Origin of the sequence: Streptomyces djakartensis (assembly GCF_014651075.1) — a bacterium.
GTDB lineage: Bacteria > Actinomycetota > Actinomycetes > Streptomycetales > Streptomycetaceae > Streptomyces > Streptomyces djakartensis.
The window spans coordinates 685,872-707,283 of sequence record NZ_BMWE01000001.1 but is presented as its reverse complement, the minus strand read 5'-3'; the positions used below and the strand labels follow the sequence as shown (position 1 = coordinate 707,283).

The window sequence follows — 21,412 nt, the reverse complement described above, 5'->3', positions numbered from 1 at the left end:
CTGATGTCACGCCTGAAGCCACACCGCCTGGTCCGGTGCCAGCCGGCCGTTCTCGAGCGGGCCGCTGGACAGCAGAAGCGCGGAGTGCGCGGGCAGGTCGTACGGCTCGCCGGAGAGGTTGACCACGCAGACGAAGCCCGGTTCGCGGCTGAAGGCCAGGACTCCCTCGGGGGTGTCCAGCCAGGCCATGGTGCCGTCGCCGAGGGCGGGGTTGTCGTGGCGGATGCGCAGCGCGGTGCGGTAGAGCTCCAGCATGGAGTCCGGGTCGCCGGTCTGGGCTTCCACGCTCAGTGCGGCCCAGTCGGCGGGCTGGGGCAGCCACGGCTCGGCGGCGGCGCCGTCGGGGCTGAAGCCGTAGGGGGCCGTCCGGCCGGACCAGGGGATGGGGACGCGGCAGCCGTCGCGGCCCCGGTCGGTGTGGCCGGAACGCTCCCAGGTCGGGTCCTGGAGGACGTCCTCGGGCAGGTCCTCGACCTCGGGCAGGCCCAGTTCCTCGCCCTGGTAGACGTAGGCGCCGCCGGGCAGGGCGAGCATCAGCAGGGCGGCGGCCCGGGCGCGGCGGGTGCCGAGTTCCAGGTCGAGGGGGCCCTCCGGCCGGTAGCTCTCGTTGGCCACCCAGCGTTTGACGGTCCGGCGGCCGTAGCGGCTGGGGTGGCGCATCACGTCGTGGTTGGACAGGACCCAGGTGGCCGGCGCGCCCACGGCGCCCAGCATGGCCAGGGAGTCGTCGATGACCGAGCGCAGGTCCTTCGGGTGCCAGCTCGACATGAGGAAGTCGAAGTTGAAGGCGGTGTGCAGTCCGTCCGGGCGGACGTACGCCGCCAGTCGCTCGGGGGTGTCGGCCCAGGCCTCGGCGACGAAGGAGCGGTCGCCGGGGAACTCGTCGGCGACCCTGCGCCAGGCCCGGTAGATCTCGTGCACCTCGTCACGGTCCCAGTGCGGATGGTCGACGTGACGCAGGGGCTGCCCGGCGTCCGGATCCCGTCGGGGCGGCAGGTCCGGCAACTCCGGATGCTTGATCAGGCCGTGGGCGACGTCGATGCGGAAGCCGTCGACGCCCCGGCTGAACCAGAACCGCAGGACCGACTCGAACTCCGCCCGGACCTCGGGGTGCTCCCAGTTCAGGTCGGGCTGCTGGGGTGCGAACAGGTGCAGGTACCACTGCCCGTCGGGCAGCCGGGTCCAGGCCGGGCCGCCGAAGCAGGACACCCAGTCGTTCGGCGGCTGGGAACCGTCGGGCCCGCGGCCGGGGCGGAAGACGTACCGTTCGCGCTCGGGACTGCCCGGCCCGGCGGCCAGGGCCGCCTGGAACCAGGCGTGCTGGTCGGAGGTGTGGTTGGGCACGATGTCGGGGATCACGCGGATCCCGTGCGCGTGCGCATCCTCGATGAGCTGTTCGGCCTCGGCCAGCGTGCCGAACCGCGGGTCGATGTCCCGGAAGTCGGCGACGTCGTATCCGTGGTCGGCCATCGGCGACCTGTACCAGGGGTTGATCCAGATGGCGTCCACGCCGAGGGACTTCAGGTACGGAAGCCGGGAGCGGATCCCGGCGATGTCGCCCACGCCGTCGCCGTTGGCGTCGGCGAAGCTGCGGATGTAGACCTGGTAGATGACGGCGCTGCGCCACCAGGGGGCGGTGGGGGACACGTGGCTCCTTCTGATGCTGGACGGGACTACTTCGCGGCGCCGGCGGTGAGCCCGGCGACGATGCGGCGCTGGAAGAGCAGCACCATGACCACCAGCGGGACGGTGACGAGAACGCCCGCGGCCATCTGGCTGCCGAAGGGGGTCTCGTACGTCGTGGCGCCGGTGAACTTGGAGATGGCGACCGTGGCGGTCTGCATACCGGGCTTGTTGGTCATCGACAGGGCGATGAGGAACTCGTTCCAGGCGGCGATGAAGGTGATGATCGCGGTGGTGAAGATGCCCGGCGCGGCGAGCGGCACGATGACCTTGCGGAAGGCCTGGCCCCGGGTGCAGCCGTCGACCATGGCGGCGTGTTCCAGCTCGTCGGGCATCTGCCGGAAGAACGTGGTCAGGTTCCACACCGCCAGCGGCAGTGCGAAGGACATGCTCGGCACGATCATCGCCTGGTAGGTGTTGATCCAGCCGATGTCGGTGAACAGCTTCAGCAGCGGCACCACGATCGACACCACCGGGAACATCGAGGTGGCGATGATCAGGGTGAGGATCAGCCGCTTGAAACGGAACTCCAGCCGGGCCATCGCGTACGCGGTGAACGTCGCCAGCAGCAGCGCCAGTACGGTCGTGATCCCGGCGACCACCAGACTGTTGAGCAGCGCCCGCCCGAAGCCCTGCGCGGGGTCGAAGACCGCCCGGTAGTTCTCGAAGGACAGCGGCGACGGGACGAGCGTGGTGTCGAAGATGTCGCCGGTGCGGCGCAGGCTGGAGACCAGCATCCAGTAGAACGGGGCCAGGCAGTAGGCCACGACCGCGACGACACCCGCGTACACGAGCCCGTTCCGCCATTTCGCGGTGATTGCCGTCATGCCGTCACCTCCCCGCGGCGGAGGAAGCCCCGGCGCCCGCGGCCGCCACCCCCGACCAGATCCGTACCCAGCAGCCGGACGAACGCGAGCGCGATCAGGAAGACGTAGAGGAAGAGGATCACCGCGTACGCGGAGGCGGGACCGAAGCGGACGTTGGCCGCCTCGTTCTGCGCGAGCATCGACAGCGTCTCCACCGAGTGTTTCTGCGCGCCGACGAGGATGTAAGGAAGGTCGAACATCCGCAGCGCGTCCATGCACCGGAACAGCACCGCCACCAGCAGCGCGGGCTTCACCAGCGGCAGCGTGATGTGCCAGAACTGGCGTACCGGGCGGGCCCCGTCCATGCGGGCGGCCTCGTAGACCTCCTTCGGGATGACCTGCAGCCCGGCCAGCACCAGCAGCCCGATGAAGGGCGCGGTCTTCCACACCTCCGCGACGATGACGGCGGCCTTGGCGTGGAAGCCCTCGGTGGTCCACAGGATCTGCTGACCGAGCAGCGCGTTGGCGACGCCGTCGCTGTTGAAGATCCACCGCCACAGCAGCCCGGAGATGGCCGTCGGCACCGCCCAGGGCACCAGGATCCCGGCCCGCACCAGGGCCCGGCCCCGGAACGCCCTGTGCATGATCAGCGCCATGGCCACGCCGGTCACGGTCTCCAGCCCGACCGTGACGACGGTGAAGAACGTGGTGTTCCAGAAGGCGTTCCAGAACCGCGCCCCGGCCTCGCCGAAGATCTCGGCGTAGTTCCGGAGCCCGACGAACGGCTCGGTGTCGCTGATGAACCCGGTCGCCGGATCCAGCCCCTTGGGCCCGTACAGCGACTCCTTCAGCGCCATGAGCGTCGGGTACAGCACGACGACCGTCAGCACCAGCAGCGTCGGGGAGACCAGCAGCGCGGCCAGCCGCCCCGCCCCGGCGGTGGCCCGGTCCGGCCGCCGTGTCCGTACGCCGGCGGGGCTGCCCGTCGTCCGGGGGCGGCCCTCGCCGGTGGTCTCCGGTGAAGCATCCGTCTGGGTCATGGCGCCGTCACTCCGCCGCGGTCTTCCGCAGCGCCTTCCGCAGGTCCTTCAGTGCCTGCGCGCTGCTCTTCTCACCGGTCAGGGCGGCGTACGCCTCCCGCTGCACCGCCGCGGTCACGTCCCCGTACGGCACCACCCGGGGCCGCGGCACGGCCCGCAGCACCGACTCCTTGAGCACCGGCAGGTACGGGTACTGCTCGATGAGCGCCTCGTCGTCGTACAGCGCGGCGTACGGCGGTGCGAGGGAGGCGTCCCTCAGGAAGGTCGCCGTGTTCTCCTCGCTGGTCATGAACTCGATGAAGTCCAGGGCCGTCGCCTTGTTCTTCGCCGACGAGGACACGGCCATGTTGTGGCCGCCGAGGCTGGAGGAGCCGGGCCCGTTCAGGCCGGGCAGGGGCGCGACGGCGAACTTGCCCTTGACGCCGCTCTTCTGGGCCAGGGAGTACATGTACGGCCAGTTGCGCAGGAAGACCAGCTTGCCGGACTGGAAGGCCTGGCGGCCGTCCTCCTCCTGGTAGGTGATGGCCTCCTTGGGGATCGTCCGGTCCTTGAAGGAATCGACGAGGAAGTCCAGGCCCTTCCTCGCCTCCGGGGTGTCGACGTCCGGCCGTCCGTTCGCGTCGGTGACCCGGCCGCCCGCGGAGTGCACGGCCTCGGCGAAGTTCACCGTCAGTCCCTCGTACTTCTGGAACTGCCCGGCGTAGCAGGACATGCCCTTCGCCTCGGGGAGCCGCTTCACCTTGGCGCAGGCGTCGGTCATCTCGGCCCAGCTGACGGGGGGTTGGGCGACCCCGGCCTTCTTCAGCAGGTCGGAGCGGTAGTAGAGCATGCCGCCGTCCGAGCTGCTCGGCACCGCGTACAGACCGCCCCGGTACTTCGAGGTCTCCACCACCGGCTTCAGCATCTTGCCCATCGGGAACCGCTTCCCGGGCAGCTCGTCGATCCACTGGTGGGCGGCGAACTCCGAGGTCCACACGACGTCGAGGGACAGCACCGTGTAGGCGTCGGACTTCGTCTCCGCGTTCTGGATCATCTGCTGACGCTGCGCGTCCGCGTCGGTCGGCAGCTGGATGAAGGTGACCTTCTCCTTCGGGTGCGCCTTGTTCCAGCGGTCGAGCATCGGCTGGACGGTGCCCGTGGTGTCCTTGCCGGCCACGTACGTGATGGGGCCGCGCCCTTCGAACGACGGCGCACCGGCCTGCCCGGATCCGCCGCCGGGCGAGCCGCAGGCGCTGAGGAGAAGCCCGGTGGCGGCGAGTGCGGCCGCTCTGGTCGTGGTTCTGGTCGTCACTGTCTCTCCTGGTCGTGCGGAACCGGGGTCGCGGTTTTGCGAGACTGCGCTGTCACGGAACTCGACAACCAAACCCGCAGTTCAAGGCTGTGTTTGCGGACCTGCCTGCAAGGACTTCAAGGCGGTCGGGACAACGTTTGCAAGCTAGGGGTGCGATTTGCCGAAGTCAATGCGTTACGTGGGAGTAATCGGCCGACAAATCGATCCCCACTCATGTGAAAGCGCTGTCACGAAGGCGGGGAAACCTGCGAATCCCTGTGCTACCGTCCGCTCATGCCTCCAGCTCAGCGGCACCCCACCATGGCCGACGTGGCCGAGCGGGCCGGGGTCTCCACCTCCACGGTCTCGCGCACCCTGCGCGGCCTGTCCACGGTCTCCCCGGACGTCCGCGCCCGCGTCGAGAAGGCCGCCCGCGAGCTGAACTTCGCCGTGTCACGTCAGGCCGCGAGCCTCGTCACGGGCCGGACCGGGACGGTGGCGGTGCTGGTCCCGACCCTCAACTCGTGGTTCATGGGGTCCGCCCTGTCCAGCCTGGCCCCCCTGCTCCGGGCGGCGGGCATGCAGCTGAACGTCTACGAGATCCCCGACCTGACCGAGCGCACCGCCTTCTTCGAGCACCTCCCGGCCCGCCGCAACGCCGACGCGCTCCTGGTGTTCTCCTTCGACCTCACCGACGAGGAGACCGCCCGGCTGGACGACCTGGGCATGCCGGTGATCTACGTCAGCCAGCACGTCGACGGGCGCCCGAGCGTCTACGTCGACGACGTGGCCGGCGCCCTGCACGGCACCCGGCACCTGCTCAACCTCGGTCACCGCCGTATCGCCTTCGTCCAGACGGTCGATGCGAGCGGGTTCTCCTTCAGCTCCAAGGGACGGCTGCTGGGATACCGGCAGGCGCTGACCGAGGCGGGTGTGCCGCTCGACCAGGACCTCGTGGTCTCGACGCGGGTCGGCGACAAGCGCTCCGCCGCGGAGGCGCTCGGCGGGCTGCTGAGCCTGCGCGAGCCGCCCACCGCCGTCTTCGCCGAGATGGACGAGGTCGCGGTCGCCCTCATCTGGAACCTGCGCAAGTCCCAGATCCCCGTACCCGAACGCATCTCCGTCCTCGGCTTCGACGACCAGCCGCTGGCCGACTGGTTCGACCTGTCCACGGTCGCCCAGTCACCGTCGGACATGGGGCGCGAGGCCGGGGAACTGGCGCTGAGGCTCATCAACGACTCGGGGGACCCGGGGCAGGACCACGAGCGGCACGTCGTCCTGCCGACGTGTGTGATCCCGCGGGCCACGACGGCCCCGGTGGCCGGGACTTGGGGGGAGGGGGAAGACCCTCTCGTGACGCCTGACCGCCTCTGAGCGGGCTGTGGGGGTCATCGAGCGCCTTGTCCATGGCCGGATGCTCATTGCAGCAGGTGATCGACGTGACGTCGGAGGATGCTCAGCGCCACCTCCGGGGAGTGGTGGCCTGCGAGGACGTGGACCGTGAGGCCATCGGCCACGGCGAGGAGGGTGTGTGCCTCGCGGGTGGGGTCGAGGTGCTGTGGGATTTCCCCGGTGTTCTGGCCGTAGCGGACCAGCCACGCGATGAGTTCATGGAGTTTGGCATAGGTGTCGTGCAGGACGGCGGCCAGTTTCTCGTTGGCCGAGGCGTGGGTGATGAAGGCCAGCCAGACGCGTGCCTGTGTCTGTGATCCTTCGTCCAGCAAGGCCAGTTCGGCCAGAGTGTGTGACAGCAAGGTGGCCGCGGCCTGGGGCGTGGAGGCTGTGGCGATGCGCTGGTTGGCGCGTTCGCTGACGCGTTGGGAGATGTGCTCCAGCACAAAGAGCAGCATGTCCTCCTTGGTGCGGAAACACCGTTGGACGGCTCCCATGGACACATTCGCCTGCGCGGCGACGTCGCGGAGGCTGACGGCTTCCATGCCGGAGCGCGCGATCAGCGTGCAGACTGCCTCGGCGATCCGGCGCCGCCGGTCCTCGTAGTCGACCTGTCTGGGCACGCTCCACTCCTCCTGTTTTCCGATGCACTTGCATCATATCCATTTGCGCTCCAGGATGTGATGCGACCGCATCAGAACGATGCGCGGACACCGGAGAGGACCCACGTCATGGCGAAGACGCTCAAGAAGTCGGACAACAGCACAGGTCAGGGGCTGCTGTGGTTGTTCGGCGTCATTCTGGTCATCCAGGGCTTCGGCTCCGCCATCACGGAGGCCGGGTGGGATACCAGCTTCGGTGTCGCCGGCCTTCTGCGGGCAGCCCACGTGCCGGAGTGGGGCACCCTCCTGGTCGGCTTCGCGGGTGTCGCCCTGTTAGCGGCAGCGGCGCGCCGTCACCGGGCGAAGAGGTAGGCCCACCGACGGTCGTGAGCGCCGTCGCGGCCCTTCATCGTTGCCTTGGCCCCCAGAGCGTGCCCGTGCGGACGGCGGCAGTGGCTCAGCAGCCGGACACCGGGCCGGCGCTCAGGGCCTGGGAGCCCCAGGTGAGCTTGCGCAGGGAGTCCTTGGGGCCCTTGCCCGAAGCGGTGCCGCCGCTCGCCTTGACCCGGACGGTGACGCCGGAGGGGTCCAGCGCCACCAGTTCGCCGCACACCGTCCCCTGGCGGGTGTGCACGCTGACCGACGCGGCGCCCTTCTCGCTCGCCGGCGCCACCCAGGTCGCCATCACCCCCGCCGCCGTGGCCAGCACGCCGGCGACCGCGAGCCAGCGCGCGCGGTTGACCAGGCCCCCGATGCGTTCGCACTCCTTCTCCTCCCACCGCAGGAGCCGTGCCTCGTCGGCGTGCCGCAGCGCGTCCTTCGGCCGTCCGTGCGCGGCCGAGGCTGCCGCGAAGGCGGAGGCCAGCAGGGCCAGGAGGCCGAGTGCCATGGCGAGTACGACACCCCACCGGTAGCCGGGAGTCAGCTCGGCGACGTTCTCTCGCCCCTTCAGCACCAGGACGGCCGCCAGGAGCGCGGTGGCCGTGGCGAGGAAGTTGCGCCAGCCCTCGGCCTGGTGGCGTGCGATGTCCAGCTGCGACTGGAACATGTCGTACAGCCGCTGCCGGGCCTGGAGACGGAGGGCACGCGCGGAGAGGCGGGGAGGGACGGTCATCAGGACCCCTGCGGTGCGGCCGGCCGGACCACAACCGTCCACCACGCACCACAGCCCCCGTGTTCCAAGGGGTCCTGAGGGTGGGTGACCGGGCACTCGCAATCCATGCGGTGCTGCTCGGGGTCCGGGGCGACGGGGCCGCCGTTGCGCCGCCAGGGCCATCCCTTGAGCACGGTGCCGGGGGAGAGGCGGGGGAGCGCGAACACGTTGCTGCCGTGGCAGACCGGGCAGGTGCCGGTGAACTCCGGGATGCCCGCCTCGTCCGTGTGCTGCCGCAGATCGCCGGGCGGTGCGACCCGCTGCTCCCGGTAGGGCACGTCCTCATGGGCTGTCACATGGACTCCTTCTCCGCCTCCGGGGTACGGCCCGCCTCCCTGGACGGGACGCGATAGCCGAACAGCGGCGCGTAAAAGGTCAGGCGCCGGTGGACCTCGGGAGCGTCCAGTCCGGTCTCCTCAGCCGCCAGCCGGATGTGCTCCTCCGTCACCTCGCCGGCCAGGGCCGGTTCGCTCCCGGTGAGGCGCTCGGTGAGGATGACGACGTCCCGCCAGTCGGGGGCGTGGGTGTCGTCCGGGGCCGGGTCCCGGGGCAGGGGGCAGTCCAGGGTCAGCCCCAGTTCCGAGTAGGAGGCGAGCGCCCGGTAGGTCTCGCACAGACCGAGGCCCATCCGCACGGCGGTGATGGTCAGCTTCAGCGGGGTGACGCTTCCCCGGCTCAGGGGCTCGAACTGGAGCAGTTGCTCCAGGGTGGTCCGGACCGTCGCGTCCAGTGCCTGGCTGGGCGCCTCCATCCCGGAGGGCGCCGCGACGGCCGGCAGCGCGGGGGCGCCGAGGGCCTCGTAGGCGCGCAGTTCGGACACCGCCACGTCCAGGGAGACTCGGCACGCGCGGGCGTAGGTGATGATCTCCCGGCGGGTGACCTCGGTCTTCCACTCGTGCGCCCAGGCCGTGCACAGCGCCTCGACCACCCGGAGATGAGGCTTCAGGCCGAGGGACTCCTCGGGCACCTGGACGACGTCGATGCCGTACGGTTCGGCGGCCCGGCGCACGGCGTCGGCCGCTTCACCGACCGTGGTGCGCAGTTGAGCCGCAAGGATCACGAGGAACAGGGTGTCGACACGGTTGGACGCGGGGTCGTGGCCGGCCGAGAAATCCCAGCCGCGGCCACGGAAACGCAGCGACCTGTCGTCGTCGACCAGTACGTCCGGGCGTTCGTGGGCCGGGGTCCGCCACCACGTACGCACCGCTTCGACGGTTTCGGCGCGTACGAGTCCCGCTGCGGCCAGCGCCTTGACCGCTCCGATGTCGTCCTCCACACATTCGGGTTCCGGTCTGTTCCACAGAGTTCGCAGCACGGTCCAGGTGCTCAGCGGGCCGTCGACCTCGTCTCCCTGCCCGAGGCCGGCCCACCACGAGGGTGCCTGGACTGATGCCAGGGGGCCACCCGAAGGGTCGTCCATCCGCAGGCGTAGCCGCTCCGCGATCTCTCGGATGGAGCGGGCGGTGTATTCCACCGTCGGGTCACCGCGCTTGGCCGACAGCCGGACCAGCCTCAGCAGGCTGATGGACGGCTGAGCCAGCAGTTCCAGCGTCAACATGGGATGTGTGAGGCCAAGGGCCGCTTCGTCGCCGTCCACGAACCGGACGTCGTCCAGGTCCCCGCTCACCCGGAAGCCGAACCGCTCGTAGCGTCGGGCGACAGCCGCGACGGCGGCGGGTTCGATACCGAGTTGCTTGGCGATGAAGGCGGCGACGGAAGGCGTCACGTCCTCGGGGAGGACCCTGAGCTCCGAGACCTGTTCAGCGCCGAGGACAGCGAGTTCCTGCTGGTCCGGAATGTGCCGGGCGAGCTCACCGAGTTCCGGCGGCTCCGGGATCCCGGGGATGAGGGGCCGGAGCCGGCCGACGAGTTCGGCGATCTCCCGGAGCGTCTTGCCATGCAGGCCGGCGATGAGCAGGAGGGGGATGTGGGCCGGTGGCTCCAAGCCTTTCAGGAGCGCGGTGTAACGGCCTCCATCGGTATAGGCCTCACAGAGTTCGGCCAGCAGTGGGCCGATTTCGATGTCGGCCAGCCCCGGAATGTCGTCCACCTCCGGGACCGGGACCCCGGCGACGGCGTAGCGCCGGAGGGCGCGTACAACGGTCCGCAGGTCGTGCCCGCCGTCCACAGCCGCCCTGAGCGCCGCCACCATGGGGCCCCAGCGGGAGTCGGGCATGGTCCGGAACAACAGCCCGTCGAGGGCCGTGGGTTCCGGGAACCCGGCCGGGCAGCCGATGACAGCGCGGTCACGCCTCGGCCGGCGTCCCTGCCCGGGATCGTCCACCAGCTGGGACCTCCACCAGCGGAAGAAGTAGGCCGGGGAGGCGATCTCCTCGGTGTCGGTGGACGAGACCGAGCTGCGGACATCGTCGGCAGGGAGACAGCCGAGCGAAGCCAGGGCCATCGGGCGGACTGGGGAACTCACGGTCGCGCCGTGCCACGTGTCGAGCCTCACCCGGACACCGCTGGACAGCAGGCGCCGGAGCACGGTCTCGCCGATGCGGGCGTCGTCCTTGACGAGGTCCCACAGCCAGTTGAGAGGGATCGGGTCCCAGAGCCTCAGTGTGTCCACGGCCTCGGCCAGTTCCTGGCGGACCAGGTCGGCCGTGAAGCCGTGGAGCTGGTTGCGGCTGACGCTGAGATCCGGTCGGTGACGACGGCGCAGGTTGACGACGTAGCCGTGTGGCCGCTGGTCGCCCCCCACGAAGATTCCGTCCACCAGACGTGCGCCTTGACCCCGGACCCACCACGGGCCCTCGGGCGACTCCTGGGGCACCACGGGGGTGATCGACTTCAGGACGCCCGGCTCCCATTCGTCGTGGTCGTGCGGTGTGGTGAGACGGTCCTCCACACGCAGCCGCACCGGGGTGTGCCAGATCTGTTCCCGCAGGATCCTGATGACGGAGGGGGGCGCCTCGGTGAATTCGGGGCGCAGGTAGAGGCGGACCCGGGTGCCGGCCTCCATGGACCGGTCGGCTGAGGTGCGCATCAGGCCGGAGTCCGACGTGACATGGACGTGGTGGCCGACGCCGCCACTGCCGGATCCGCTCTCGTCGGCGGGCCGGGTGGTGACCTCGATCGTCTCGGCGAGCATGAAGTAGCTGAAGACGCCGATGCCGAAGCGGCTGTTCAGTTCGGGTTTCACGCCCTTGCGGCGCCAGCGGCGCAGTTCGCGGACGTGGTGTGGCGACTGCTCATACCGCTGGCCGGCCTGGGAGAAGAGCTTGTCGAGCTCCTCCTCGGTCATGCCGATGCCGTTGTCCGCGCACTCCAGGTAGATCCGCCCGTGCTCGTTGCGCCCCAGGACGAAGGTGACGGTGTACTCGGCCAGTTCCTTGACGGATGTGCCCGGGCGGAGGCCGCCCTCCTGCTGCGGGACGGTGGCGGCGTAGTTCTGGCGGGCATGGCGCCGACGGCAGGCGTCGAGGGCGTTCTGGTAGAGCTCCCGGAGGGCGAGCATATGGTCGCCGTAGAGCTGGGTGCCCATGATGAGGGGCTTGACGCCGTCCTCCGCGAGCTGAAAGCGGGGCGGTGGCGACTTGTAGCTTCCGTTCTGCGGCTCCAGGCCGCCTGTGCCGATGTGCCGGGGGAGCCCGGCGAACAGGGGTGCACCGCGGTGGGCGTCGCGGAGGTCCTGCGCGGCGGCAGTCGCGGCGTGCGCCTGGCGGTCCAGCGCCACGTGCAGGGCGGCGCCGGGGCACTCGAACACCAGCCCCCAGCCGTGACCGCCGGAGGGGGCGAAGCCGCCGTCGTCCAGCCCGGCGGCGAGTCTCGCCGGGTCGGCCACGGTGGGGTCTTCCCCGAGGTGGTCCACGACGATGCCGTCCAGCATCCGGGGATCGATGGCGAGCAGCTCCGCCATGTGCAGGAGTCCGGCGAGGTGGGCCGGACGCCACGTCGTCGTGTCGGGCAGCATCAGACGCTCGGCCAGCTGATTCTCCCAGGTCCTTCCGTCCGGGGCCTTGGCCGACGGGCGGGTACGCATCTGGGAGGCCACCTGGAGGAGCGCGTCACGCAGCCGGTTGCGGCGGGTGGACTTCGACGAGATCTCGAGGAACGCCGCGTACTCGGCGGCGTCCGTCAGCAGGCCGAGTACCTCCGCCATGCTCTCCAGGGCGCCGATCACCTGCCCGGCGTCCGGGTACCAGAGCTGATCCCAGTCGGCCAGGAGCCGGTGCCGCAGCCACTGTTCGGCGGCGACCGCCGCGGCGTGCGCTCCGGTGTCGCGCAGCCGGCGGCGCTTGGCGTCGATCTGCCGGTAGGCCCTGCGAATGTCCTCCATGTCCTGTCTGATGTGACCCCTGAACGTGCCGTCCAGCCCGGGCGGTTCGTCCTCGTCCTCGCAGGGACCGGCCGCCGCCGGGTAGACCTCCGCCAGGGCCCGTCGGCTGCACGCCACGGCGCCCTCCCGGACGAAGGGCGTCGCCAGGAGAGCGACCACTTCGAGAGGGCTCAGCCGTCCTCCAGTGCCCTCCGGGACGAGCCGGTGGAGCTGGGTGAGGACACGTTCGGGGAACTGCGGGTCCTCCCAGGGGTCCCGGCCGGCCTTGCGTTCCCGGTTCGCGTCGTGCCGGATACGGAGAACCTTGTCGATCAGCAGACTGAGGCGGTCCTTGAGCCGGCCGGTCGCCACGGCGTCGCTGGTGACCCTGCCCCACAGGGGCGAGTCGTGCATGGCGGCGGTCCACCCTCTGGCGCCCGGTCCGGACTCGCAGATCTCCCGCCGGGAGGGTTCGGCCGGGGGATCGCCCAGAGGACTGCCCAGCCACGAGACCTCCACCGGGTGCCGGCTCCCGTTGTCCCGGGCGATCTCCTCGGTGCGACGCTTCACATGAGCGATCACCTCGGCGACCGTGCGCCACGGCGTGTCCGGGGACAGTGCCTCGGCCAGCGCCCGGCCCATGAAGCTGCCGTCCTCGGTGCCCATGGCCCGTTCCCCCGCCACGCACGCCTGGACCAGAACGACATTGCGGCGCTGGGGCGACACCTCCGGCGGGGGCGGGGACCCGATGTCCGGGTCGGCCTCGTCCCGGCAGGCATCGAGACAGAGCATCACGGTGCCCGTCGAACGTAACTTGTCCAACAGCTCGTTGGGCGCCACCTTGATGAGACTGCGCAGCGTCGCGTCGTCCGCGTCGCTGGGCACCAGGAAGTCCGCGTCTCCTTTGCGCACGCCGTGACCGGAGAAGTAGACGAGAGCGAAGTCGTAGTCCTGGCACTGGGCCAGAAAGGTGTTCAGGGCCGCGACGATCCCGTTCCCGGTCGTCTGCTCCTCGGTGTCCAGCACGGTGATGGCGGAGTCCGGGTAACCCGACCCGAGCAGGGCCTCCTTGAGGCGGGACGTGTCCCGGCGGACGAACTCAAGACCTGGCTGAGGGGCCGCGATCAGCAGTGCCCGTGACACACCCTTGCCCATGACGGAGCGGTCTCCTCCCCCGTCGCCAGGAAGGACGAGCTCCCCGGCGCCGCGCTGTCGTCAGGGCAACAGTATGGCGTTCTGCCCCTGGCTCAGGGCCACACCAGGCAATAAGGCTGATGCCCTGCCTCATGCAGCCGGTGGCTGAAGTCCTGCCACTCGTGCAGCGAATGGGAGGGGCGGGGTTGTGACCTGTGCTTTCTCGGCTAAATGTGCGTTGACCTGCGGGAACTCGTCTCGGTAGTTCTCACGGGTCAACGCCGTTTCCCGGGCTCATGTGCCCTGGATGTGCCCTGCCCTGGCTGCAGAATCGGCTGGGAAGCACCCGCCCTGCCCGGCGCATACATGAGGCCGCCTTGCTCGCTGCTTCTGGCCCTGGTCACATGGTCATTGGTCTTTGGTGGGATCCGAAACGGGGGGCGCGTGAGCGGCTTACAGGTCTCTGTGTGGAAGCGTTACGGACATGACCGTCTCTACGTGAATCAGCCGGACGGCACGAAGATCGCCTGGCTCGACCGCCGCACGGGGTCTCTGGAGCTTCTGGTCGAGGAGCAGCGGGACGCGGTACTCGACGCCCTCGCTCCCTACCTTGCTGCTTCTTCTTTGCCTGTAGCGCACAAGGCACTGTGTTCTGATGACGACCTTGCGGGGAACCGCCCCGGAGACGCGCTGCAGACGAAGGTGGACGAACTGGCACCCGGCTTCTGGCGGTGGGCGTTGGCCAGGTTGTCCGGTAGGCGTCTGGAGGTGGACAGTTGGCGCACCGGACTGGCCGGTGAGCGCCGGGTGGGAGTGGAGTTGGAGAGGCTGGTGCGGCGAGGCTGGCGAGTACTGCATTCCATACCCCTGCCAGGCGATGTCGACATCGATCACGTCCTGATCGGTCCGGGCGGAGTCTTTTGTGTCAACACGAAGTGCCATCGTGGGGCGCGTGTGTGGGTGGGCGACGACTCGGTTCGGATAGGCGGCCAGTCGTACCCCTACGTCCGGAAGAGTCGAGCCGAGGCGCGTCGGGCATCGAGCGCGCTGACGCGTGCGTGTGGTTTTCCCGTGGATGTTCAGCCGGTACTTGCCTTCGTTGCGGTGGCAGAGCTGCAGGTCGTGCCGTCACTCCGCGACGTGCGTGTCCTTCAGGAGCGCGACATCGCGACGTTCAAGCACCTCAAGACTGGCTGGAGACCGGACGCGGTCGACTTGGTGTACGCGGCGGCGCGTGATCGCCGCACGTGGGTTCGCTCCTGAACGGTTGGCTGGGTTACAGCCAACTTTCGCGGAATGTGGCTGGTTTACGTCACTACTCGCCGGTCCTTGTTGAAGGCGGCGCTTCTCTCCCACATCCTGGAAGGCTTTCGGTCGAGCCATGATCTGGGGGGATAGGTGTCTCTTTACTCTGCACTCCGCGCGAACCATCCGGAGGCGGTCCACCGCACGCGCCAACTTATCGAGTACATGCGCGAATTTGTTCGCGGGTCGTACAAGCCAGTGCGGGACTGGCAGAAATACCCGGATGCCCTCTGGCTTTCCGACCTTCCGGACGACATGCTCCGGCGGAACCCGGATGGCGACCGGACGCTGCTCAAGGTGGTACACCGCCCGCCTCGCCCGGCTCCTGTCCTGCCCGAGGTGCTGGTGGGATGGGTCGATCCCGAAGCCGCCGCCACCGCGTCGCCCGAAGAACCTCCGCTGGCCGAGTCGGGACCGGGTCAGGGTTGGCAGGAGGACGAGAACGGAGACCTGTTCGAAGTTTCCGAGATCCGTCGGGAGGAAGCGCACGACGTGCTGCGCGCCTACACGAGATGGCTCGACGCGTGGCGAAAGTGGTCGGAGAAAGAGCGCGTCGACCGTCCTTACAGGGAACTCCATCAGCAGCTGTACCGAATGGCGACCAGGATTCAGCAGGACGGCGAGGAATACGAGGCGGTACTGGGCGCCGGATTGCTGACCGTCGGAGCCGCACGTCCGTCGGCGCGCACCACCCGGCACATTCTGACGGCGCCGCTGATACTCACCGTGAATTCCACGAACATGTCCATCACCGTCGCCCTCGCCCCCGGCGAACCGGCGCGGTTGGAGGACAGCGAGTTCCTTGACGCGGACGCGGGCTACAGCACCCGTCTGCTGAGCCCGCTGCGGGACCGTGTCGATACGGAAGGGTTCCATCCGCTGTCCCGTGACTCCCAGGACGTGCTCGGCGACTGGTCGGAGAGGGCGTTCGGCACGGATCGCGCGGTGGCGTTCCATCGTGGCTGGGCCCGCCCACCCGCTGACCCGGCGCTGCCGGTGCCCACGCTTGGGTTCGCGCCGGCGATCATTCTCCGCCAGCGGGGCCAGGGTGCCCTCGTGAACTTCTACGACGGCATCGCGAACCGCCTCGCCCAGCCCGGTGCTATCGCTCCGCTAGGCCTGGCTCAGTTGCTGTACCAGCTGGAAGCGGAGGACCGCAGGGTGTGGGGTACGGCGGCAGGGAGCCGTGACGTGCCGCCCGCCCTTGGCCCTGACCCGCTGTTTCCGCTGCTGTCGAACGAAGCCCAGCGGGAGGTGCTGAGGCGCCTACAGACCGATACCGGCGTCGTCGTTCAAGGACCGCCGGGCACGGGAAAGACGCACACCATCGCCAACCTCGTGTGCGCCTTGCTAGCGGACGGCAAGCGAGTGCTCGTGACGAGTGAGAAGGGCCAGGCTCTGAAGGTCCTGCGGCAACAACTTCCGCCCGAGTTGCGCAACTTGTGCGTCCTTCAGGGCGACCGGCGTCAGGACGGCAGCAACGACCTGGAACAGTCCGTGCGCGCGCTCTCCCAGCTCAGTGCCACCCAGTCGACCGAGCGTCTCGACGTAAGGATCAGGAGCCATGAGGCGCTGCGCTCGGAACTGTCGGACACCCGCGCGCGGCTCCGTGACGAACTGCGCGCCATACGTGAGGCGGAGTGGTACGAACACCTCGACGTGGCACCCGGATACAAGGGGCGGCTCGCGGAGATCGTGGAGACCGTTGCTGCCGGTGCACCGAAGTACGACTGGATGCCCGCTCTGCCCGCCTCGGCACCGCGCGAACCTTCGCTGAGCCAGGACGAGGCCCAGCGCCTGCTGGGTCTGGTGTCCCGGCACGGGGCCGGAGTACTGGACGAGCATGCCCCCCGCTGCCCGGACCCCGCGGACTTCGTCGCACCCGTGCTGTTCGAAGAAGCGGTCAACGCCCTGGACGCCGCTGTATGTGCCTGTGCTGCGTCGGCTTCCGACACACTTGCCCTCGAACTCGCAGACTGCGGGAAAGAGTTGATCGCGACACTGGTCGGTCTGCTGGACGCGGCGGAACACGCGCTGCAGAGCGAGGGACTGCCGGGTGACCCTGCCGCCTGGCCGCCCGAGGAGTGGACCACGCGCGCCTTACAGGACGGAATGGCAGGCCGGCGGCAGCAGCTGTGGGAGGGAGTGCGGCAGGCGTCCGCCCGTGCCGAGGACGTGCAAAGCGTGCTTCAGCACATGCCCTTCGCCGTGCTCGACGTACCCGCCGTGGCGCTTGCCGAGGAATCACGTCTCATCGCCGCCGGGAAGGACCTCGAACAGTACTTGCGTGCAGGCGGCAAGCTGCGCAAGTTCGCCCCCAAGCCGGTCCAGAAGGAGGCCCAAGCCTTTCTGCGGGACTGCCGGGTGGATGGGCGGCTGCCCAGCACACCGGACGAGATTTCCGCGTTGGTGGCTCATCTGGCGGCACGCCAATGCGTTCGGCAGCTGAATGAGCGCTGGAAGAGCGTTGACGCGCCCGAGGCCGAGGGCTCCACGCAGGTGGCTCTGTCGGAGCTGCTGGACAGGGTGCCGACGCTCCGCGCGGTGGACGGGTTCACCCAATCCGTGCGTACGCTGCACGAAGTCCTGCTCAAGGCCCGGATCAGGGCCACGGTTCGGACGGCACAACAGTGGGACGACGTCCGTACGTCGGCGAACGGTGCGGAACGGCTGCTCCGTGCCCGTGAGGCGGAGGAGAGGCTGCGGTCCATCTCCGAGCAGCTGCCGCGACCCGATGCCCGCGGAGTGGCCGAACTGGCAGAGGTGCACCGTGCTGTCACCGCCCGTGATCCTCGGGCGTACACGTCCGCGATCGACTCGCTGACCGAGGCGTTCCACCGTGAGGCCGATCGCCGGGAGGCTCGCAAACTCCTGGACCGACTGTCCGAGGACCACCCCGAACTGGCCCGGCGCTTCGCCGAGTCCCCGACCGAGTCGGCGTGGGAGACCCGCCTTGTAAACCTGGATGGAGCCTGGGCATGGCGGCAAGCGCGTACCTTCCAGGACTCGATGCTGGCACCAGGCAGGGAAGCCAAGCTGGAAGGTGAATTGGAAGCAACTGAGACGCAGTTGCGGAGAACGGTGACCCAACTGGCGGCCGACCGGGCGCTGTACCACTGCCTGGACCGGATGACGGCCGGACAGAAGCAGGCGCTGAGTGCCTACGCGTCGGCCATGGCGAACGCAGGCAAGGGAATGACGGCACTTGGCAAGCGGCACCTGAAGGCCGCCCGTTCCGCGATGCGTGACGCGCGTGCCGCGGTTCCGGCATGGGTCATGCCGATCAAACAGGTGGCCGAAATGATCGATCCCGAGCCGGACGCCTTCGACGTCGTCATCGTGGACGAGGCGAGCCAGGTCGGTCTGGACGGTCTGATGCTGCTGTGGCTCGCTCCGAGGATCATCGTCGTGGGTGACGACAAGCAGTGTGTCCCGTTCTACACAGGCGGCAAGCACGAGCGGCTCAACGAACTCCTCGACTCACTCCTGCCCCATCTCACCGACTGGCAGCGGGACGGACTCAGCCCCAAGTCCAACCTCTACGACCTGCTGTCCGCGCGCTTCAGCGAGACGATCCGGCTCACCGAGCACTTCCGGTGTATGCCGGAGATCATCAAGTGGTCCTCCGCCCAGTTCTATCCCGACAACGAACTCGTGCCGCTGCGGCAGTACGGAGCGGACCGGCTGCGGCCCCTTGAAGTCGTTCATGTGCAAGAAGGTCGCTGCGAGGGGCGGCGAGAAACCCTGGTCAACAGGCCCGAGGCCGAACTCATCGTCGCTAAGTTGCAGGAACTTGCGGAAGACGAAGCGTACGCGAAACGGAGTTTCGGAGTCATCGTGCTCCGTTCCGGACACCAGACAAGGCTATTGGAGAGTCTCATCGACACGCGGATCGACTCCACGATCCAGGAGCGGCACAACATACGTGTCGGCACGGCCGAACAGTTCCAGGGAGACGAAAGGGATGTCATCCTGCTCTCGTTGGTCGTCGACGCCGACAACACCCGGGCCCTGACCGGCCAGGGTGACGGAAGGCGGTTCAACGTGGCCGCCAGCCGGGCCCGCGACCAGATGTGGCTGTTCACCTCTGTCACACCGGACCAGCTGCGCAGCAGGGACCTGCGCCACTCCCTGCTCACCTATATGCAGGCGCCCCCGGAACTTCAGGGCACCTCTCCCGGCCTTTCCGCCGTTTCCTCCGACGAGCAGTGCGAGCCGTTCGACTCGCTCTTCGAGCAGCAGGTTTTCTGTAGGATCAAGGAACGCGGCTATCACGTCGTCCCCCAGTGGAAAGTCAGCGGCAAACGCATCGACCTCGTCGTCGTTGGAGAGACGGGCCGCCTCGCTGTGGAGTGCGACGGCAGCCCGTATCACTCCACCCCTGACCAGATCCGTGACGACTACGAGCGGGAGCGGGAGCTGCGCCGGGCAGGCTGGCAGTTCTGGCGCATACGCAGCAGCGAGTTCGCCCTGTCTCCGGAGGATTCACTGACTCCGTTGTGGAAGCGCCTTGACGCTCTGGGGATCCGACCCGGAGCCACCGAGGAGGCCCAGGGGGACTCGGGGAGCACTTGGGCCCCAATCGAGATGGACGATGCCGACCTCACCACCGATGAATTCGACGCCATGCTCGATGAGGATGCGTCCCTCTCTCTCGAAGGGGCCTGATGTGAACGAGATTTTCGACGACAGCACGCTGACGGAGATTGCCCACCTGATCTGCGGGGACGAGACGCCGCTGCTTTACCGGAAGGGGTACGAGATAGCCGCGTTCTTCCAGCGTGCGGGGTGGGACGACGTTCCGGAGTACGACAGCACACCGCGGCACAAGTGGGCCTTGCATCTCCTCAGGGAGCGACAGGGGGACGGTACGGACGACGCCAAGCGAGCCGTCCTTCGCCTGGCGAATCGCCTTGAGTACTACAACCAGCAGCAGGAGTACCACGCCACGTTGAAGCGGCTCAACGAGATACTTGTGCTCGACGGGCGCCGGATCGGTGAGGAAGGAGGCCAGCCGGTCCTTGTCCGCTGCGAACCCGGTTTCGAGGACGAAGTACGGCAGCAGTTGCCGCGTGTGGAGCTGAAGGTCTCCGTGACGGAGGTGGTGAGCGACCCGGAACTCGCCGCTACCGTGCAACTCCGACTGGACGAGGCACGCACCTGCTACGAGCACGGCGCCTATACGTCGGCGGTCATCATGCTGGGCAGTCTCCTGGAGGGGGTGCTCGCGCATGCCGCGCAGGTCCGCGCCGCAGGCGTACGCATGCCGAAGCCGATGCGGAACATGGGGCTGAATGATTTCGTCGACTTCGCGTACGAGAACAAATGGATCGAGCATGATGCCAAACTCGCCTCGGAGCTTGTCCGGCACTACAGGAATCTCGTCCATCCCCTGGCGGAGAAGCGGACCGGACACAGCCCGAATCGCGACACGCTCGACATGTGCTGGCCGGTGGTGAATGCCACGCTAAACGATCTCGCGGCGACGGCGGCAGCGCCTCCTGCACCGCCTACTCCGCGTGCGCCCACAGAACGAGGTCATGGTCGCAATCCTAATGCCTCCGCACCACGCCCAACGCCGGCCACTGTCGCTCGTCGCCGTTCGGGCGGGACAACAACGGCAGGCACTTGAACCGCCGGTGTCCGATCCAACGTGGGCGGAGAAGCACGGAATGACACTAATGCCGCGTGCGCGATACCCGCGTCGTAGATTGACGCGTCGCCTGAAATGCCCAATTTTCGAAACCTAGCTGTATTGGCCTGAAGCGTTGTTGACGAGGCTGATCGAGGGTGGGTGTCAGAATTCGGCCCGGATATCGCTTTGACGCATCAGTTGAAGGCGAGTTCACGGAAGGTGTTGCGAACCTCGGTCAATGGCCCACGATCCCTTGTGTAGTAGAGCTTGTTGGTTAGGAGCACCGCCCAGCGGTCCTTGGTGGGGAGATCCACATGCCTGTGCCGGTGAAGCCGTAATGGACCCAGATGTCCTCGTGGGCGGTCGCGCCGGGGGTGGGATGCCAGAACAGGCCACGAGCGGGTTGAAGCTGGCCCGTCTGGAGCGTCAGGGAGTGGGTGATCCACTCGCTCCCGAAACCAGCCCGGAACTGGGAAGCGGCAGGGGCGAGCATGTACCGGAGGAAGGCGGCGAGGTCGTCGAGGACGGTGAAGACGCCTGCGATGCTGCAGACGCCTCCCAGGAGGCGGGCAGAGAAGTCGTGGGCGACTCCCTTGAGGTGGGTGTCGGTGTTCTGGTCGAGTTCGGTGGGAGCGCAGCGGGCGGCGAGGTCGGCGGTCAGGGGGCCGAAGCGGGTGCCAGTCATCCCCAGCGGGTGCCAGGTGCGGGCGGTGGCCAGTTGGTCCAAGGGCTGGCCGGAGAGGTGTTCGGCGAGGTAGCCGAGGATGAGGGCGGCCCGGTCCGTGTACTCGACGGCTTCGCCGGGTGATCGGTGGAGTGGCTCGTGCAGTACGCCGCGGCGGATGTCGTCCGGCTTGGTGCCGTAGAGGTTCTTCAGCTGGGCTCGCAGTGGGACGCCGGCGGTGTGCGTCAGCAGCTGCCGGGCGGTGACGGATCCGAGTGGGTGTCCGGTGACCTCCTGCCAGAAGCTGCCGAGCCGCTGGTCGAGGTCGAGGATTCCGTGCTCCCACAAGGCGCCGATGGAGGACCAGACGGCCAGGATTTTCGTGAGGCTGGCGGCGTCGAAGACGGTGTCGGTGCGCATCGGCACGTCCGGCTCGTCGGGGTCGAGGACCGCTTCAGCCGCCAACT

At 68.5% G+C, this 21,412-nt stretch carries 13 protein-coding genes and 1 pseudogene; 5 read left to right on the top strand and 9 right to left on the bottom strand.

The window, feature by feature from the left end; genetic code table 11:
- Positions 1 to 6: 6 nt before the first annotated feature.
- Genes IE212_RS03270 through IE212_RS03255 form a run of 4 tightly spaced genes read right to left on the bottom strand, consistent with a single transcriptional unit; the run spans position 7 to position 4,820 of the window.
- The gene (locus tag IE212_RS03270) at positions 7 to 1,647 is read right to left on the bottom strand and encodes a glycoside hydrolase family 13 protein (protein WP_190196093.1); all 1,641 of its coding nucleotides are present in this window, start codon (positions 1,645 to 1,647) and stop codon (positions 7 to 9) included.
- 26 nt (positions 1,648 to 1,673) lie between these two features.
- On the bottom strand, positions 1,674 to 2,510 hold the full coding sequence (locus IE212_RS03265; protein ID WP_190196092.1) for a carbohydrate ABC transporter permease: 837 nt from the start codon (positions 2,508 to 2,510) through the stop codon (positions 1,674 to 1,676).
- Positions 2,507 to 3,529: a carbohydrate ABC transporter permease gene (locus IE212_RS03260; protein ID WP_190196091.1), complete on the bottom strand. Its 1,023-nt coding sequence runs from the start codon at positions 3,527 to 3,529 to the stop codon at positions 2,507 to 2,509. The genes IE212_RS03265 and IE212_RS03260 overlap by 4 nt, the downstream gene beginning before the upstream one ends.
- A 7-nt stretch (positions 3,530 to 3,536) precedes the next feature.
- Complete coding sequence (locus IE212_RS03255; RefSeq protein ID WP_190196090.1) at positions 3,537 to 4,820, bottom strand: ABC transporter substrate-binding protein; 1,284 nt, start codon at positions 4,818 to 4,820, stop codon at positions 3,537 to 3,539.
- 300 nt (positions 4,821 to 5,120) lie between these two features.
- Here IE212_RS03255 and IE212_RS03250 point away from each other — a divergent pair, with 300 nt between their 5' ends.
- A complete protein-coding gene (locus tag IE212_RS03250) occupies positions 5,121 to 6,173 on the top strand; it encodes a LacI family DNA-binding transcriptional regulator (RefSeq protein WP_190196178.1) in 1,053 nt (350 codons plus the stop codon).
- 44 nt (positions 6,174 to 6,217) lie between these two features.
- Here IE212_RS03250 and IE212_RS03245 read toward each other — a convergent pair whose 3' ends face one another.
- Positions 6,218 to 6,814 carry a TetR/AcrR family transcriptional regulator gene (locus tag IE212_RS03245; RefSeq protein ID WP_190196089.1) on the bottom strand — a complete coding sequence of 199 codons (597 nt, stop codon included), beginning with the start codon at positions 6,812 to 6,814 and terminating at the stop codon, positions 6,218 to 6,220.
- Between the two features lie 108 nt (positions 6,815 to 6,922).
- Here IE212_RS03245 and IE212_RS03240 point away from each other — a divergent pair, with 108 nt between their 5' ends.
- Positions 6,923 to 7,165, top strand: coding sequence for a hypothetical protein (locus IE212_RS03240; protein WP_190196088.1), 243 nt, complete (start codon positions 6,923 to 6,925; stop codon positions 7,163 to 7,165).
- A gap of 85 nt (positions 7,166 to 7,250) precedes the next feature.
- On the opposite strand, the gene IE212_RS03235 is transcribed toward IE212_RS03240, so the two are convergent.
- The 3 genes from IE212_RS03235 to IE212_RS03225 are packed head-to-tail and all read right to left on the bottom strand — an operon-like array spanning position 7,251 to position 13,362.
- Positions 7,251 to 7,907 carry a hypothetical protein gene (locus IE212_RS03235; protein ID WP_190196087.1) on the bottom strand — a complete coding sequence of 219 codons (657 nt, stop codon included), beginning with the start codon at positions 7,905 to 7,907 and terminating at the stop codon, positions 7,251 to 7,253.
- On the bottom strand, positions 7,907 to 8,242 hold the full coding sequence (locus IE212_RS03230) for a hypothetical protein (protein ID WP_190196086.1): 336 nt from the start codon (positions 8,240 to 8,242) through the stop codon (positions 7,907 to 7,909). The genes IE212_RS03235 and IE212_RS03230 overlap by 1 nt, the downstream gene beginning before the upstream one ends.
- Positions 8,239 to 13,362, bottom strand: coding sequence for an HD domain-containing protein (locus tag IE212_RS03225; protein ID WP_190196085.1), 5,124 nt, complete (start codon positions 13,360 to 13,362; stop codon positions 8,239 to 8,241). The genes IE212_RS03230 and IE212_RS03225 overlap by 4 nt, the downstream gene beginning before the upstream one ends.
- Positions 13,363 to 13,839: 477 nt before the next feature.
- Here IE212_RS03225 and IE212_RS03220 point away from each other — a divergent pair, with 477 nt between their 5' ends.
- The 3 genes from IE212_RS03220 to IE212_RS03210 all read left to right on the top strand — a co-directional run bounded on the left by IE212_RS03220 (position 13,840) and on the right by IE212_RS03210 (position 20,278).
- The gene (locus IE212_RS03220) at positions 13,840 to 14,604 is read left to right on the top strand and encodes a nuclease-related domain-containing protein (protein WP_229864005.1); all 765 of its coding nucleotides are present in this window, start codon (positions 13,840 to 13,842) and stop codon (positions 14,602 to 14,604) included.
- A gap of 135 nt (positions 14,605 to 14,739) precedes the next feature.
- Complete coding sequence (locus IE212_RS03215) at positions 14,740 to 19,314, top strand: PDDEXK-like endonuclease domain-containing protein (RefSeq protein WP_229864004.1); 4,575 nt, start codon at positions 14,740 to 14,742, stop codon at positions 19,312 to 19,314.
- 1 nt (position 19,315) lies between these two features.
- Positions 19,316 to 20,278 carry a hypothetical protein gene (locus IE212_RS03210; RefSeq protein ID WP_190196083.1) on the top strand — a complete coding sequence of 321 codons (963 nt, stop codon included), beginning with the start codon at positions 19,316 to 19,318 and terminating at the stop codon, positions 20,276 to 20,278.
- Between the two features lie 197 nt (positions 20,279 to 20,475).
- Here IE212_RS03210 and IE212_RS03205 read toward each other — a convergent pair.
- Positions 20,476 to 21,398: pseudogene (locus IE212_RS03205) on the bottom strand (serine hydrolase domain-containing protein); the annotation flags it as partial.
- Between the last annotated feature and the right edge of the window lie 14 nt (positions 21,399 to 21,412).